The sequence below is a fragment of the Streptomyces sp. Pv4-95 genome (assembly GCF_045782725.1).
Lineage (GTDB): Bacteria > Actinomycetota > Actinomycetes > Streptomycetales > Streptomycetaceae > Streptomyces.
In genome coordinates this window covers 1,243,096-1,258,457 of the sequence record NZ_CP127172.1, presented here as the reverse complement: position 1 = coordinate 1,258,457, position 15,362 = coordinate 1,243,096, and the positions used below count along the sequence as shown (strand labels likewise).

Below are 15,362 nucleotides of genomic sequence, written 5' to 3'. Positions count from 1 at the left end.
GGGTGAGCGGACCGCGGGCCGGCCGGGCGCACGGCGAGAGAGGAAGAAGGAGAGGGCGGTGGGGGAGGGGCGCGCGTGGGTGGTGGGGCCGGTCGTCGTGGGCCGGGTAGCCGGCGTCGGTCGCTCGGGCGGGCGGACGGCGTCCGACGGCTGTCCCGTCGTCGGTGGGGTGAAGGAAGGTTGGCGCCCCGGCAGTGCCGATTTCAAACGGTTTTCCGTCGCAGCCGTGGATTTCGGGCCAATGGTGTGGGACGTGTACGCAACGGACGGGCGGCGGCCGGCCGGCTCTTGGGCGGTGCGACCATGGGGACATGCGAATAGCGGGCGGTGCGAGGCGAACGGCGGCGGTGGCCGTGGCGGGGCTCTTCCTACTGGCGGGCTGCGGTGGTGCGAGCGACGGCGCGCGGGGCAGCTCCGACGGCGCGGGCAAGAAGGGGCGTCACGGTGAGGCGCCCTCCGGCGCTCCGGCGACCACGCACCTGAAGAACATTCCGCAGCTGGGCGCCGCCTTCCGGGCGCGCGTCCCGGCCGCCGCCCGGCAGGTCGTCGCGGTGTACGGCAAGGGGGCGGACTCCGCCGACGCGACCCTCGTCCTCTTCGAAAAGGGGGCCAAGGGATGGGATCAGAAGGGGCGTTGGGCGGCCCACAACGGGCGCCGCGGCTGGACGACCGGCCACCACGAGGGTGACAAGCGCAGCCCCGTGGGCGTCTTCACGCTGACCGACGCGGGCGGTGTCCTCGCGGACCCCGGCGCCAAGCTGCCGTACACGCACACGTCGGCATTCACCCCGCCCTCGTACTGGGCGAAGAGCACCCGCCACGACTTCGACCACGTCATCGCGGTCGACTACAACCGCGTCAAGGGGACGTCCCCGCTGGATCCGACGCGCCCCGAGGGTCAGTCCAAGGGTGGCGGGATCTGGCTGCACCTGGACCACGGAAGCGGGACCTCCGGATGCGTGAGCATCTCAAAGTCCGGCATGACCTCACTGCTGCGGGCTCTCGATCCCGCGCGGCACCCCGTCGTGGTCATGGGGGACAAGGCGCGCCTTTCGGCCTGAACGGGGCCTGAGCAGGAAGGGCCGGGCGGGGCGGACGGCCGGGTCGCGCACGTCCGGATTTTACGGATATGTCGTTTATTCGAGATATTTCCGCGCGAAGTCGGGTGGGTGACCCGCGAGTAGTTGGACCAAGCTCCAAGATTTTCCCGGAAGTTACACAGGGCTCTTTCGTGGGGAACGACAAGCGACGATAGTGACGGACCGTGGAAGTCCACTTCCACATAACAGAAACCGTCCATGTAGGAGTGCTCGTGCCGCACGCCGCCGGAACTCTCCCCCGTCGCGCAGGACGTTTCCTGCGCACCAGTCTGTTCGCCCAGGTGTTGCTCGCTCTGCTCCTCGGTGTTGTCGTAGGTCGCCTGTGGCCCGGCGTCGGAGCCTCGCTCCAGCCGCTCGGTGACGGCTTCGTACGCCTGATCAAGGCCGTGATCGCCCCGCTGGTCTTCTGTGTCGTCGTCGCCGGCATCGCCAAGGCCGGTGACCTCAAGGCCTTCGGCCGGATCGGGGTGAAGGCCCTGATCTGGTTCGAGGTCGCGACCAGCCTCGCCCTCGTCATCGGTCTGCTGGCCGGCAACGTCTTCGCGCCCGGCGCCGGGATGAACGTCGACCCCGCCTCCCTCGACAAGGGGGCCGTCGACGCCAAGACCGGCGGCGGCCATCTGCCCTCGACCGCCCAGTTCATCCTGGAGTCGCTGCCGGACAGCGCGGTCGGCGCCTTCGCCGACAACTCGCTGCTCCAGGTCCTCGTCCTGGCCTGTCTGGTGGGTGCGGCGCTGCTGCACCTCGGACAGCGCAAGGCGCCGCAGATCCTGCCGCTCATCGAGCAGGCCCAGGACGTCGTGTTCACCATCGTCGGCTACATCATGAAGCTCGCCCCGCTCGCGGTCTTCGGTGCCACCGCCCATCTCGTCGGGGAGTACGGGCTGGGTGCGATGTCGACGTACGGCAAGCTGATCGCGGTCTGTTACGGCGTCGCCCTGCTCTTCCTGATCCTGCTCGGGTTCGCCCTGAAGGCCGTCACGGGGCTGAGCCTGTGGAAGTTCGTGCGGTACACCCGCGAGGAGCTGCTGCTGGCCCTCGGCACCGGCTCCAGCGAGACGGTCATGCCGCGGATGATGCAGAAGCTGCGGGCCGCGGGCTGCCGGGACGACGCGGTGGGTCTGGTCCTGCCGACCGGCTACTCCTTCAACCTCGACGGTGCCTCGATCTATCTCTCCATCGGGACGCTCTTCATCGCGCAGGCCATCGGCGTCGACCTCTCGCTCGGCCAGCAGATCACCGTCGTCCTGGTGCTCATGCTCACCAGCAAGGGCATGGCGGGCGTGCCGGGTTCGGCGTTCCTCGCGCTGTCCGCGACCGCCTCCGCGCTCGGGGTCATCCCGGCCGCCGCGGTCGCCCTGCTGCTCGGCGTGGACCGGATCATGGACTCCATGCGGGTGGCGACCAACCTGCTCGGCAACTGCGTCGCGGTCTTCGCGGTGTCGCGCTGGGAGGGCGCGCTGGACCGGGTGACGGCGAAGAAGGTGCTCAACGGAGAGGCGCCGGCCGCCCCGCCGTCCGACCGGCTCGCGAAGGCCGGACCGGAGGAGCGCACGGAGGCGGAGGAGCCGGCCGGGCCCGCGGCGCCGCCCGAGCCGGACGGCGCGTCGGTCACCACCTCGGAGAAGTGACGTACGGGGCCCCGGGCGGCGTGGCCGCCACCGGGGCCCCGAACCTGCTCGATCCGCCGGATGCGTCCGATCCGGGGGCTCTTGGCGGTGCGGTCCGTTCCTGCTGTGGGTCCCTTCGTGCGGATCCGGCCGGCGTACCGGCTACTCGGCCGGCTTCTCCGAGTCCATTCCGGGCCGCTCCTTCTTCCACAGCCCGCGCGTGAAGTCGGGGATCTCCTGCGGAGCGCCCTTGGCCTTGATCGAGAGATCGCTCAGCGGCACCGGCGCGGTCCAGGTCGCCGCGTCGTAGACGTCGAAGTCCGGTACGAGGCCGAGCCGCATGCACTGCATCAGCCGGAAGACCAGCATGTAGTCCATACCGCCGTGGCCGCCGGGCGGGTTGGCGTGCTCCTTCCAGAGCCAGTGGTCCCACTCCGCGTACTTCCCGAAGTCGCCCCACTCGTCATTGCTCTGGTCGGGTTCGAGGTAGATCCGCTCCGGATAGTCCTCGAAGACGCCCTTGGTGCCGCCGAGGCTGTTGATGCGGCTGTAGGGATGCGGGGTGGAGACATCGTGCTCCAGCCGGATCACCCGCCCCTTGGCCGTCTGCACGAGGCTGATCGTCCGGTCGCTCTCGATGTACGACTCCTTCCAGCTCGGGTCGCCCGCCGGCATGTGCTCCTTGCGATAGGCGGCCAGGCCCAGCGCGGGGGTGCCGAAGCTGGAGATCCGTACGGCGCGGTCACCCCGGTTGACGTCCATGTAGTTGGCGACCGGGCCGAAGCCGTGGTTGGGGTACAGATCGCCGCGCAGCCGGGTGTGCCAGAGCCGGCGCCACGGGCCCTCGTAGTAGTCCGGGTCGAACATCAGGCCGCGCAGATCGTGGTTGTAGGCGCCGGCGCCGTGCAGCAGATCCCCGAACAGCCCGGCGTGCGCCATCCGCAGCACCCGCATCTCGTTCCTGCCGTAACAGCAGTTCTCCAGCTGCATGCAGTGTCTGCGGGTGCGCTCGGAGAGGTCGACCAGCTCCCACAGCTGGTCCAGACGCAGCGCGAGCGGACACTCGATGCCGACGTGCTTGCCGTTGCTCATGGCGGTCTTGGCCATGTCGTAGTGCCAGTCCCACGGCGTGGCCGCGTACACGAAGTCGATGTCCCCGCGCTTGCAGAGGTTTTCGAAGTCGTGGTCGCCGTTGGTGTAGACGGCCGGCGCGGGCTGTCCGGCGTCGGTGACCTTCTTGGCGGCCTTGGCCGTCTTCTCCTTCACCGGGTCGCACAGGGCGACGACGCGCACCCCCGGCACCGCGAGAAAGAGGTCGATCATGCTGCCGCCGCGATTGCCGAGGCCGATGATGCCCACGCGTACGGTGCTGCGCCGTTCGAACGGCACCCCGATCATCGTCTTGCCCTTGGCCATCGGGGCCGCAGCGGTGCTCGCCGCGCCGGACGCCGACGCGGGTGCGGCCGCGGCGGCGTGACCGGCCGTCAGCCCGCCGAGACCCAGGCCGGCGCCCGCCGCGCCGGCGGTCCACAGGACGGAGCGGCGGCTCGGCCCCGGCTCTTCGGGGGCGTGGTCGTGGGGGTGTTCCTCGTTCATAGGTCCTCCAGGAAGCAAGCGGATGCTACGCGCGGGGCATACGTGAACCTCGGTCAGGACCCTGACGGTAGAGCGGCCTGAGGCACAAGAGGGCCAGTTGGACTCTTGGCACGGCGCGCTTGGACTCTTGTGCGGATACCGCGGCGTCGCCGATCGCGGCGTTGTCGCCAACTTGCTGGAGGTGACCCGCCGTTGGCAGCAACTTTCGCAAGTCGCTGAAATGTCTTGCGGAAAACCTTGACGTGTACACGAGTCGAACGGCAGGCTCCCCTGCGGAATCCCCCCCATGGCGGCCTGGCGCGTGGCTGCTTTCGTGGGCGCGGTGTGCCCTGCCGTGCCCCATGACGAAGGAGCCGCAAGATGCAGCATCGTTCCCGTGTGCTGGGCGGGGCGCTGGCCGGAGTGCTGGCCGCGGCCGGCCTCGCCACCTACGCCCCCTGGTCCTCGCAGGCCACCCCACCCGGCGAGAAGACCGTCACCGCCACCCTGTTCGAGTGGAAGTTCGCGGACGTGGCCACGGCGTGCACCGATGAACTGGGACCGGCCGGTTACGGCTACGTCGAGGTCTCGCCCGCATCGGAGCACATCCAGGGTGACCAGTGGTGGACCTCCTATCAGCCCGTCAGCTACAAGATCGCCGGACGCCTCGGTGACCGCGACGCCTTCGCCGCGATGGTGAGCGCCTGCCACGGAGCGGGTGTGAAGGTCGTCGCCGACGCGGTGATCAACCACATGGCGGCCGGATCCGGTACCGGCACCGGCGGGACGCAGTACGGCAAGTACAGCTATCCGGGCTCCTACCAGGACCAGGACTTCCACAGCTGCCGCAAGCCCATCTCCGACTACGGCGACCGGGACGACGTCCAGAACTGCGAACTGGTCGGCCTGGCGGACCTGGACACCGGCAGCGACGCGGTGCGCACCACCATCGCGGGGTACCTGGACGACCTGCGGTCGCTGGGCGTCGACGGATTCCGGGTGGACGCCGCAAAGCACGTCTCCGCCACCGACATCGCCGCCATCAAGGGGAAGATGAGCGACCCCGGCTACTGGGTCCAGGAGGTGATCCACGGCGGTGGCGAGGCGGTCCAGCCGGAGGAGTACACCGGCATCGGCGACGTCGACGAGTTCCGCTACGGCGGGCACCTCAAGAGCGCCTTCCAGGGCGGCAACCTCGCCCAGCTGAAGTCCGTGGCGGACGGCAAGCTGGCCGGCGACAAGGCCAGGACCTTCGTCGACAACTGGGACACCGAGCGCAACGGCTCGACGCTCACCTACAAGGACGGCGCGACCCACACCCTCGCCAACGTCTTCATGCTCGCCTCGCCCTACGGCTCGCCGAACGTCTTCTCCGGCTACGAGTGGTCCGACAAGGACGCCGGGCCGCCCGGTGGCAGCGACGGCTGGACCCGGGTGCACGCCGCGCAGGAGATCACCGGGCTGGTCGGCTTCCGCAACGCCGTGGGCTCCGCAGAACTGACCGACTGGTGGGACAACGGCGGCAGCGCCATCGCCTTCGGACGCGGCAAGGCCGGCTTCGTCGCCCTCAACGGCGGTGACGGGGCCCTCTCCGAGGAGTTCGCGACCCCGCTGCCCGCCGGCACCTACTGCAACGTGGCCAAGGCCGCCCCGGACGACTGCGCGGGCAACACCGTCACCGTCGGCGACGACGGCAAGGCGAAGCTGGATGTCCCGGCCAAGGGCGCCGTCGCCCTCCACATCGGCGCCAAGAGCTGAACCGCGGACCGGTCACCGCGGCCCGCACGTACGACGGCGGGCCGCGGTGCCGGTCGGCACGCGCGCCTGCTCACCCCCGCTCCGCCTCCGGGCGGGTGGCGCGCTCCAGTTCCAGGAGGACCGACCGGTAGCCGCGTCCGCCCGTCGCGTGATCCATGCCGACCTCGCACATCCGGTTCGCGGAGAGGTAGGCGTCGAACTCCCGGACGGTGACCTCCGCCGCCTCGCGGGCGGTGGCCGATTCCGTCAGTTCCCGGTGCAGCATGCCCCGGTCGCCGGCGAAGGCGCAGCAGCCCGTGTCGTCCGGGACCACGACCTCCCGCGCGCACGCCTCGGCGACCTCCCGCAGCCGGTCCTGGTCCCCCAAGTGCCGCATGGAGCAGGTGGGATGGAGCACCGCGGAGTCGACCGTGCGCAGGATCCGCAGATGCGGGAGCAGGTCCCGCGCGGCCCAGACGACGGAGTCGAGGACCGTCAGTTCGGCGTGCAGCGCGCGGTTGCCGTCCGTCAGGTACGGCACGACCTCCTGGCCGATGCCGAGCGTGCAGGAGGAGGCGTCCACGATCAGCGGCAGTCGGCCGCCCGCCGTCCACCCCCAGGCCGCCTCGACGATGCGGTTGGCCATCAGGACGTTGCCCCGCTCGTAGCCCTTGGAGTGCCAGATGGTGGCGCAGCAGGTGCCGGTGACGTCCGCCGGGATCCACACCGGCCGGCCGGCGCGCCGCGACACCGCCACCACGGCCTCCGGAAGGGACGGTCCGCGGTGCCCGGCGGGCCCGCCGAAGATCCGGTTCACGCACGCCGGGTAGTAGACGGCGACGGCGTCCGCCTTGTGGGTGGCGGGCAGCTTACGGGCCGCGGCGCCGGGCAGGTGCGGCAGCCACTGCGGTACCAGATCAGGGCGTACGGCCTTGCGGACGGCGCCGGTCACCGACGCGGTCAGCCGGTCGCCGATCCGGTCCGCGGCCGCCACCGCCAGCCGCGCCGACCGCTCGACGGCCTTGAACCGCCGGGCCGCCTGCGCCGCCGCCCACTCCTCGCGCGGGGAGTGCCGGCGGCTGCGCAGATCCTTCATCAGCGCGCCGGTGTCGATGCCCACCGGGCAGGCCAGTGCGCAGGTCGCGTCGCCCGCGCAGGTGTCCACCGCGTCGTAGCCGTACGCCGCCAGCAGTTCGCGCTCGACCGGGGAACCGGCCGGCTGGCGCGTCATCTCGCGGCGCAGCACGATCCGCTGCCGTGGGGTGGTGGTCAGGTCCCCGCTGGGGCAGGTCGGTTCGCAGAAGCCGCACTCGATGCACGGGTCGGCGACCGCCTCGACCTCGGGAATGGTCTTCAGGCCGCGCAGGTGCGCCTGCGGATCGCGGTCGAGCAGGACGCGCGGGGCCAGGATGCCGTGCGGATCGACCAGTGCCTTGATCCGCCACATCAACTCCGTTGCCCGCGGGCCCCATTCGAGTTCCACGAAGGGCGCGATGTTCCGACCGGTGGCGTGCTCGGCCTTGAGCGAGCCGTCGAACCGCTCGACGGTCAGCCGGCAGAACTCGTCCATGAACGCGGCGTAGCGCGCCACATCGGCCGCCTCGGCGGCGTCGAAGGCGAGCAGGAAGTGCAGATTGCCGTGCGCGGCGTGGCCCGCGACGGCCGCGTCGAAGCCGTGCCGGGCCTGGAGTTCCAGCAGCGCGGCGCAGGCGTCGGCCAGCCGGGCAGGCGGCACCGCGAAGTCCTCGGTGATCAGCGTCGTGCCGGGCGGCCGGGAGCCGCCGACCGCGGTCACGAACGCCTTGCGCGCCTTCCAGTAACCGCTGATGGCGGCGGCGTCCCGGGTGAAGGCATTGCTGACGGACGCCACCGGCGCGATCAGCGGCCGGCCCGCCAGCGCCTGTGCCGCGGCCTTCTCGTACGCCCGCAGCGCGGACTCGTCGGCCGCGCGGAACTCCACCAGCAGGGCAGCGGTCTCCTTCGGCAGCTCCGCCCAGTCGGCGGGCACCCCTGGGACGCTCACCGAGGCCCGCAGCGTGTTGCCGTCCATCAACTCCACGGCCCGCGCCCCTGCTTCGTTGAACCGCGGTACGGCGGCGGCAGCCTCCCGCAGTGTGGGGAAGAAGAGCAGGGCGGTGGAGGTGCACCGCTCCAGGGGCAGGGTGTCGAAGACCGTCTCGGCGATGAAGCCGAGGGTGCCCTGGGAGCCGACGATCAGCCCGCGCAGGATCTGCGCGGGCGTCGCGCCGTCGAGGAAGGCGTCGAGCCGGTAGCCGTTGGTGTTCTTGATCCGGTACTTGGCGCGGATCCGGGCCACCAGCTCCGGCTCCGCCTCGATCTCGGCCTTGAGGGCGAGCAGTCCCGCGCACAGTGCGGGCTCGGCCCGCGCCAGCTCGCCGTCCGCCGCCGGGTCCGCGGTGTCCACGATCGTGCCCGAGGGCAGGACGAGGGTCAGCGAGGCCAGCGTCCGGTAGGAGTTGCGGGTGGTGCCGGCCGTCATCCCGGAGGCGTTGTTGGCGACGACCCCGCCGAGGGTGCAGGCGAGGGCGCTCGCCGGGTCGGGGCCGAGCAGCCGGCCGTGGCGGGCGAGAGTGGTGTTGGCCCGCCAGACCGTGGTGCCCGGGAGGATCCTGGCGCGCGCGCCGCCGTCGAGCACCTCGATGCCGGCCCAGTGGCGCCGTACGTCCACCAGGATGTCCTCGCCCTGCGCCTGGCCGTTCAGGGAGGTGCCGGCGGCCCGGAAGACGACGTTGCGGCCCTTGCCGTGGGCGTAGGAGAAGACGGCGGAGATGTCGTCGACGTCCTCGGCCAGCACCACGACCTGCGGGACGAAGCGGTAGGGGCTGGCGTCCGAGGCGTAGGCGACCAGGTCGGAGATCGTGTGGAGCACTTTTTCCGCGCCGAGCAGCGCGATGAGGTCACTGCGCAGCGGTTCGGGGGTGCCCGAGGCGCGTGCTTCGGGCACCCGGTCGTGCGCGGGGCTCGTCGTGACGGCGGGCCGCAGGGCATCCGGCTTCGGCTCCAGCAGGGGCATGGCGCACTCCTCCGGTCGGCCGGCGCCGGTCCGCCCGGCGCCGTGCGGTCGGTTCAGCTCTCGGCCGGCGGCGCGGAAGCCGGTCGGCCGCGGTTCAGTGGTGCGTCCCCGGTCCGTCGACCAGAGTGGACAGCAGCTCGCCGAGGACCTCGCGCTGCTCGGCGGTCAGTGGAGCCAGGATGTCCTCCGCGGCGGCCCGGCGTGCGCTGCGCAACGCGCGGAGTGTCGACCGGCCGGTGTCGGTGAGCTCGATCCGCACCACCCGGCGGTTGTCCGGATCGGGCACGCGGCGCACCGCGCCGTTCGCCTCCAGCGCGTCCACCAGCGTGGTCACCGCGCGGGGCACCACTTCGAGGCGCTCGGCGAGGTCGGCCATCCGCGGCGGGGCGTCACGGCAGTGGTCGACGATGCGCAGCAGCCGGGACTGTGCGGGAGTGAAGGCGATGTCCAGATGCTCCAGGTGATGCTTTTGGGCGCGGTGCATCCGGCGGGTCAGCCGCACCAGCTGCTCTGCGACATGGGAGGTGCTGACCGTCGGCTCGGGGGAGGGCATGCGGCGAAGGATACAGGACCAAGTTCATTGTGAGTCTAGGTAACAATGAGCTAGGCTCCCTGAAACCGACTCTTGTCTTTCCGTCCGTGGAACCCACCGCACCCCCTCGAAGGAGCCCATGCGCAGCGACGAACCGGAGTGGACGCCACCGCCCAAGGATCCGGACCAGCCGGTCCAGCTGCGGCGGATCCTCGCTCTCTTCCGCCCCTACCGCGGCCGGCTGGCCCTCGTCGGCCTGCTGGTCGGCGCCTCCTCGCTGGTCTCGGTCGCCTCGCCGTTCCTGCTGCGCGAGATTCTCGACGTGGCGATTCCCGACCGCCGTACGGGCCTGCTCACCCTGCTGGCCCTGGGCATGATCGTCACCGCCGTGACCACCAGCGTCTTCGGTGTGCTGCAGACCCTGCTGTCCACCACCGTCGGCCAGCGCGTCATGCACGACCTGCGCACCGCCGTCTACGCCAAGCTCCAGCGGATGCCGCTGGCCTTCTTCACCCGCACCCGCACCGGCGAGGTCCAGTCCCGGATCGCCAACGACATCGGCGGCATGCAGGCGACGGTCACCTCCACCGCGACCTCCCTGGTGTCCAACCTGACCTCCGTCATCGCCACCGTCGTCGCGATGCTGGCCCTCGACTGGCGGCTGACCGTGGTCTCGCTGCTGCTGCTCCCGCTCTTCGTGTGGATCAGCCGGCGGGTCGGCAACGAGCGCAAGCGGATCACCACCCAGCGGCAGAAGCAGATGGCGTCGATGTCCGCGATGGTCACCGAGTCGCTGTCCGTCAGCGGCATCCTGCTCGGCCGCACCATGGGCCGAGCCGACTCGCTGACGCGGGGCTTCGTCACCGAGTCCGAGCGCCTGGTCGACCTGGAGATCCGCTCCAACATGGCCGGACGCTGGCGGCTGGCCACCATCGGCATCGTCATGGCCGCGATGCCCGCACTGATCTACTGGGCGGCCGGCCTCGTCCTCCGGTTCGGCGGGCCCACCTTCTCCATCGGCACGCTCGTCGCCTTCGTGACGCTCCAGCAGGGACTGCTGCGGCCCACCGTCTCGCTGCTGTCCACCGGCGTGCAGATGCAGACCTCCCTCGCGCTCTTCCAGCGCATCTTCGAATACCTCGATCTGCCCGTCGCCATCACCGAGCCGGCCGAGCCGGTCCGCCTGGCCACCCCGCGCGGCGAGGTCCGCTTCGAGAACGTCACGTTCTCCTACGACCCCGGCGCGGGCGACACGCTCCGCGGCATCGACCTGACGGTCCCGGCGGGCGGCAGCCTCGCCGTCGTCGGCCCGACCGGCAGCGGCAAGAGCACCCTGAGCTATCTCGTGCCACGGCTCTACGACGTCACCGGGGGCCGGGTCACCCTGGACGGCACGGACGTGCGCGACCTCGACTTCGACACGCTCGCCCGCTCCGTCGGCGTGGTCTCCCAGGAGACCTACCTCTTCCACGCCTCGGTCGCCGACAACCTCCGCTTCGCCAAGCCGGACGCGACCGACGACGAGATCGAGCGGGCCGCCGTGGCCGCCCAGATCCACGACCACATCGCCGCCCTGCCCGACGGCTACGACACCCTCGTCGGCGAACGCGGCTACCGCTTCTCCGGCGGCGAGAAGCAGCGCCTGGCCATCGCCCGCACCATCCTGCGCGACCCGCCGGTCCTCGTCCTCGACGAGGCGACCAGTGCCCTCGACACCCGCACCGAGCACGCGGTCCAGCAGGCCATCGACGCGCTGTCCCGGGGACGCACCACCGTGACCATCGCGCACCGCCTGTCCACGGTCCGCGACGCCGACCAGATCGTGGTCCTGGACGCGGGCCGGATCGCCGAGCGGGGCACCCACGACGAGCTGCTTGCCGCGGACGGGCGCTACGCGGCGCTGGTGCGGCGTGACGCGCACCGGGGAGGACCGGCCCCTGCCGCCGCGGCCGCGCTGCCGCCCGTTGATCGTGACGCACGCCTCACCACTGCCGACGATCAGATGATGACCCAGTAAGTGACCCGCGGGTAAGGTCGAGATCGCGGCGGCCAGTTCAATGGTCGGGGCGGCCGCCGCACCCACCCTTCCGCATCGCCCGCGTCCGCCGGACCGACCTCACCGGGAGCATCCGTGGCCAACGACCGTTCCGCCCGTCTCCTGGCCCGCCTCCTCGCCGGAGCCGGGGTCGTGCACTTCCTCGCACCGAAGCCGTTCGACGCGATGGTGCCCGAGCGGCTCCCCGGCAGCGCCCGCGCCTGGACGTACGCCAGCGGCGTCGCCGAAATCGCGGTGGCCGCCGCGATCGCCGCACCCCGCACCCGCCGCGCGGGCGCCCTGGCCGCCGCGGGACTCTTCGCCGCGGTCTTCCCCGCCAACGTGAAGATGGCCTACGACTGGCGCGATCGCCCGGCGCCCCTGAAGGCCCTCGCCTACGGGCGGCTGCCCGGCCAGGTGCCGCTGATCGCCTGGGCGCTGCACACCGCCCGCACCGCCGGCGAGACCGCCCCGCAGCCGCGCCCGTAGGCGCCGGCCGGGGCGGTCCACAGGAGACCGGATGCCGGCTACGCGGGCGACAGCCGGTACGCGTAGCGGTAGGTCCGGTCCGCGTGCAGCAGGTATTCCTCCAGCGGCGGCGCGCCCCACGAATCGTTGCCGCCCACCCCCATCTGCCGGTGATTGACGCCCAGGTGCGTCTCGCCCCGCCGCTTCACCTCGTACGGATGGCGCGGCCCGTCCAGATCCGCCGGTGTGTGGTGCAGCGCGCTGAGTTCCAGCAGCGGCGCGTCCTCGCCCGGCTCGGCGCGCACCCGCAGGCCCGTTCCGTCCCGGCCGGTGAGCGAGGCGGTGCGCACATCGGTCACATTGCCGGTCTGCTGGGGGCGCACATACGGAGCGAACTGCGCGTCGACGGTGGTGCGGTAGCGGCCGACGAACGCCGCGGTGCGCCGGTCCCGGTAGTTCTCCTGAGGCCCGCGTCCGTACCACTCGAAGGTGTTCAGCCCCTCGGGAACGGTGAGCAACGCGCCCACCATCGGCAGGTCGGGCAGTCCGGCGCCCGGCCGGAGCGTGTGGGCGACGCGTACCTCGCCGTCGCCGCGCACGGTGAAGACGGTGTCCCAGTGGGAACTCGTGGGGGAGGTGGGCAGCGTGGCGGTGACCTCGATGGTGACCTCACCGGCGGACGGCTGCGCCGCCCGCACACCGGTCACCGTGCGCCCGGTCCCCGCCTCGCGCCAGGTGCGCAGTGAGTCCTGGGCGCCGCGGCCGATGTCGTTGTCGGTGGGGCCGCGCCAGAAGTTGGGCACCGGGCCGCCGGAGAGCAGCGTCCGTCCCCGGTGGCGGAAGGACGCGAGTGTGCCGGCGGCCTTGTCCAGGACGAGTTCGAGGTCGCGGCCGCTGACGGTGACGCTCTTGGCGGTCTCGGAGAAGGTCAGCGGCGGAAGCTCGGCGGGTACCGGGTCCGCGGGGGCCGGGGCATGCCAGGGCAGGGCGAACTGCTCGGCGGCGACGCTGTGTCCGGCCGCCGCCCAGGTGGTGTCGCGGCGCAGCACGAAGGAGAGGTTGAGCCAGTAGGCGGCGCCGGGCTCGGGGTGCAGCGGGCGCCGGGTCGGCAGCGTGACCGTGGCGTCCGCGCCGGGTCCCGCCTCGGGAGCGGGCAGCGTGCCGTGCTGGATCCGCTCACCGTCGCGGGTGACCTCCCAGCGCAGCTCGTAGGCGTCCAGTCCCAGGAACAGCTGGCGGTTGGTGACCTTGACCTTGAACACCGCGGGGTCGGCCGCCGCCATCCGCACGGCCTGGTAGACCTTCTTGACCTCGTGGATGGCCGGGTGGGGCGTCCGGTCGGAGGAGACGATGCCGTTGCAGGAGAAGTTGCCGTCGGTGGGGTAGCCGGGCTTCCAGTCGCCGCCGTAGGAGAAGTAGGTGTGCCGGGGGTCGCCGGGCACCGGGCGGCGGATCGACTGGTCGACGAAGTCCCAGATGAAGCCGCCGTGCAGGTTGGGATAGCGTTCGAAGACGTCCCAGTACTCCTGGAAGTTGCCGGTGCTGTTGCCCATCGAGTGGGCGTACTCGCACAGGATGTACGGCTTGGGGTTGCCCGACCTGCCGTACTTCTCGACGTCGGCGGGCTTGGTGTACATCTCGCTGTGCACATCCGCGACGTCGTTCATGCCTTCGTAGTGCACCGGCCGGGACGGGTCGCGGTCATGCGTCCAGTCGGCCATGGCCCGGAAGTTGCCGCCCTCGCCCGCCTCGTTGCCCAGCGACCACACCACCACGCTCGGATGGTTCTTGTCCCGCTCCACCAGCGAACGCATCCGGTCCAGACAGGCGGCGGTCCACTCCGGCAGGCTCGCGGGCAGCCGGTCGCGGATGCCGTGCGACTCCAGGTTGGCCTCGCCGATGACGTACAGGCCGTACTCGTCGCACAGGTCCAGCCAGTGCGGATGGTTGGGGTAGTGGGAGGTGCGCACCGCGTTGATGTTGTGCCGCTTCATGATCAGGATGTCCTGGAGCATCCGCTCCTCGGTGACGGCCTGGCCGTGGTCCGGGTCGGACTCATGGCGGTTGACGCCGCGGAAGACGATCGGTTTGCCGTTCACGGTGAAGGTGTGCGGCCCGCAGGCGACGCTGCGGAAGCCGACCCGGGTGCGCTGGACGTCGACGGTCCGGCCTGCCGGGTCGGTGAGGGTGACCACCAGCGTGTAGAGATGCGGGGCCTCCGCCGACCACAGATCGGGTGCCTCGACCGTGGCCCTCGGCGTGACGGTGACGTCCTTGCCCGCGCCCGGGGTGACGGCCGCGCTGAGCGGCTCGGGCAGGACCGGCTCGCCGGCGGCGTCGTACAGGATGGCGGTCAGCCGGTGCGCACCGGAGCTCGGCCCGCCGCCCTTTCCGCCACGGTCGCGCACGGTCGCGGTGACCGTCAGCTCGGCGTCCCGCTGCGCACCGTCCAGGTCGGTGCGCACCTCCAGGTCCTGCAGATGGACGCGGGGGATGGAGTAGAGGTACACCTCGCGGAAGATGCCGGACAGGTCGATCATGTCCTGGTCCTCCAGCCAACTGCCGTCGGACCAGCGGTAGACCTCGACGGCCAGGTGGTTCGTGCCGGGTTCCAGGTGGTCGGTGATGTCGAATTCCGCGGGCGTGTAGCTGTCCTCGCTGTAGCCGACCCGCTGCCCGTTGACCCACACGAAGAACGCGGACTTCACGCCCTGGAAGGAGATCAGTGTGCGGCGGCCGCCCCAGTCCCCGGGCACGGTGAAGGTGCGGCGGTAGGAGCCGACGGGGTTGAAGCCCGCGGGGACGTGCGGGGGTTCGGGTGTCTCGTAGCCGGTCCAGGGATATTTGATGTTGAGGTAGATGGGCTCCGGGTAGCCCTCGATCTCCCAGTTGGAGGGGACGGGGATGCGGTCCCAGCCGCTGTCGTCGTAGCCGGGTCGGTGGAATTCGGTCGGCCGCTCGTCCGGATTCTTCGACCAGTGGAATCGCCAACTCCCGTTCAGGGAACGGTAGTAGGGCGATTCACGCATCCGGCCCGCGAGGGCGGCCCGGGTGTCGGGGTACGGCACGAGGCGGGCGCGGGCCGCCTCGCGGTTCACCTGGAAGACGCCGGGCCGGGCGTTCCACTCGCCGTCCGCGCTGCCCGCGCCGGCCGCCCCCGCCGCGAATGCCTGCTTCTGCGCGGCGAAGGCCGCCCAGCCGGCCAGTGCCGTGCTGGTGGCGAGGAACGACCGGCGGCTCAGACGGCGTACGCTCATGCGACAACTCCGAA

At 71.3% G+C, this 15,362-nt stretch carries 9 protein-coding genes; 5 read left to right on the top strand and 4 right to left on the bottom strand.

Features of this window, described 5'->3' with window-relative positions; all coding sequences use genetic code 11:
• Positions 1-311 precede the first annotated feature (311 nt).
• A complete protein-coding gene (locus QOM21_RS05830) occupies positions 312-1,061 on the top strand; it encodes a L,D-transpeptidase family protein (protein ID WP_407548660.1) in 750 nt (249 codons plus the stop codon).
• A 251-nt stretch (positions 1,062-1,312) separates the two neighbouring features.
• The gene (locus tag QOM21_RS05825) at positions 1,313-2,731 is read left to right on the top strand and encodes a cation:dicarboxylate symporter family transporter (RefSeq protein ID WP_407548659.1); all 1,419 of its coding nucleotides are present in this window, start codon (positions 1,313-1,315) and stop codon (positions 2,729-2,731) included.
• A gap of 141 nt (positions 2,732-2,872) precedes the next feature.
• Here QOM21_RS05825 and QOM21_RS05820 read toward each other — a convergent pair whose 3' ends face one another.
• The gene (locus QOM21_RS05820) at positions 2,873-4,306 is read right to left on the bottom strand and encodes a Gfo/Idh/MocA family protein (protein ID WP_407548658.1); all 1,434 of its coding nucleotides are present in this window, start codon (positions 4,304-4,306) and stop codon (positions 2,873-2,875) included.
• Between the two features lie 360 nt (positions 4,307-4,666).
• On the opposite strand from QOM21_RS05820, the gene QOM21_RS05815 reads away from it, so the two are divergent.
• A complete protein-coding gene (locus QOM21_RS05815; RefSeq protein ID WP_407548657.1) occupies positions 4,667-6,043 on the top strand; it encodes an alpha-amylase in 1,377 nt (458 codons plus the stop codon).
• A 70-nt stretch (positions 6,044-6,113) separates the two neighbouring features.
• Here the strand turns inward: QOM21_RS05815 and QOM21_RS05810 are convergent, their stop codons facing one another.
• Both QOM21_RS05810 and QOM21_RS05805 read right to left on the bottom strand, forming a co-directional pair.
• A complete protein-coding gene (locus QOM21_RS05810; protein ID WP_407548656.1) occupies positions 6,114-9,056 on the bottom strand; it encodes an FAD-binding and (Fe-S)-binding domain-containing protein in 2,943 nt (980 codons plus the stop codon).
• Positions 9,057-9,150: 94 nt separating this feature from the next.
• Positions 9,151-9,609 carry a MarR family winged helix-turn-helix transcriptional regulator gene (locus QOM21_RS05805; RefSeq protein WP_407548655.1) on the bottom strand — a complete coding sequence of 153 codons (459 nt, stop codon included), beginning with the start codon at positions 9,607-9,609 and terminating at the stop codon, positions 9,151-9,153.
• Between the two features lie 118 nt (positions 9,610-9,727).
• On the opposite strand from QOM21_RS05805, the gene QOM21_RS05800 reads away from it, so the two are divergent.
• Both QOM21_RS05800 and QOM21_RS05795 read left to right on the top strand, forming a co-directional pair.
• Entirely contained in the window at positions 9,728-11,605 is a 1,878-nt protein-coding gene (locus QOM21_RS05800; protein WP_407548654.1) for an ABC transporter ATP-binding protein, read from the top strand.
• A gap of 114 nt (positions 11,606-11,719) precedes the next feature.
• Positions 11,720-12,112: a hypothetical protein gene (locus tag QOM21_RS05795; RefSeq protein ID WP_407548653.1), complete on the top strand. Its 393-nt coding sequence runs from the start codon at positions 11,720-11,722 to the stop codon at positions 12,110-12,112.
• Between the two features lie 38 nt (positions 12,113-12,150).
• Here the strand turns inward: QOM21_RS05795 and QOM21_RS05790 are convergent, their stop codons facing one another.
• The gene (locus QOM21_RS05790) at positions 12,151-15,348 is read right to left on the bottom strand and encodes a glycoside hydrolase family 2 TIM barrel-domain containing protein (protein ID WP_407548652.1); all 3,198 of its coding nucleotides are present in this window, start codon (positions 15,346-15,348) and stop codon (positions 12,151-12,153) included.
• Between the last annotated feature and the right edge of the window lie 14 nt (positions 15,349-15,362).

Excerpts from the sequence above, each read along its gene's own strand:
- QOM21_RS05820 (WP_407548658.1), bottom strand. The coding sequence starts at position 4,306 with ATGAACGAGGAACACCCCCACGACCACGCCCCCGAAGAGCCGGGGCCG.
- QOM21_RS05790 (WP_407548652.1), bottom strand. The coding sequence starts at position 15,348 with ATGAGCGTACGCCGTCTGAGCCGCCGGTCGTTCCTCGCCACCAGCACG.
- QOM21_RS05815 (WP_407548657.1), top strand. The coding sequence starts at position 4,667 with ATGCAGCATCGTTCCCGTGTGCTGGGCGGGGCGCTGGCCGGAGTGCTG.
- QOM21_RS05830 (WP_407548660.1), top strand. The coding sequence starts at position 312 with ATGCGAATAGCGGGCGGTGCGAGGCGAACGGCGGCGGTGGCCGTGGCG.
- QOM21_RS05800 (WP_407548654.1), top strand. The coding sequence starts at position 9,728 with ATGCGCAGCGACGAACCGGAGTGGACGCCACCGCCCAAGGATCCGGAC.
- QOM21_RS05810 (WP_407548656.1), bottom strand. The coding sequence starts at position 9,056 with ATGCCCCTGCTGGAGCCGAAGCCGGATGCCCTGCGGCCCGCCGTCACG.
- QOM21_RS05805 (WP_407548655.1), bottom strand. The coding sequence starts at position 9,609 with ATGCCCTCCCCCGAGCCGACGGTCAGCACCTCCCATGTCGCAGAGCAG.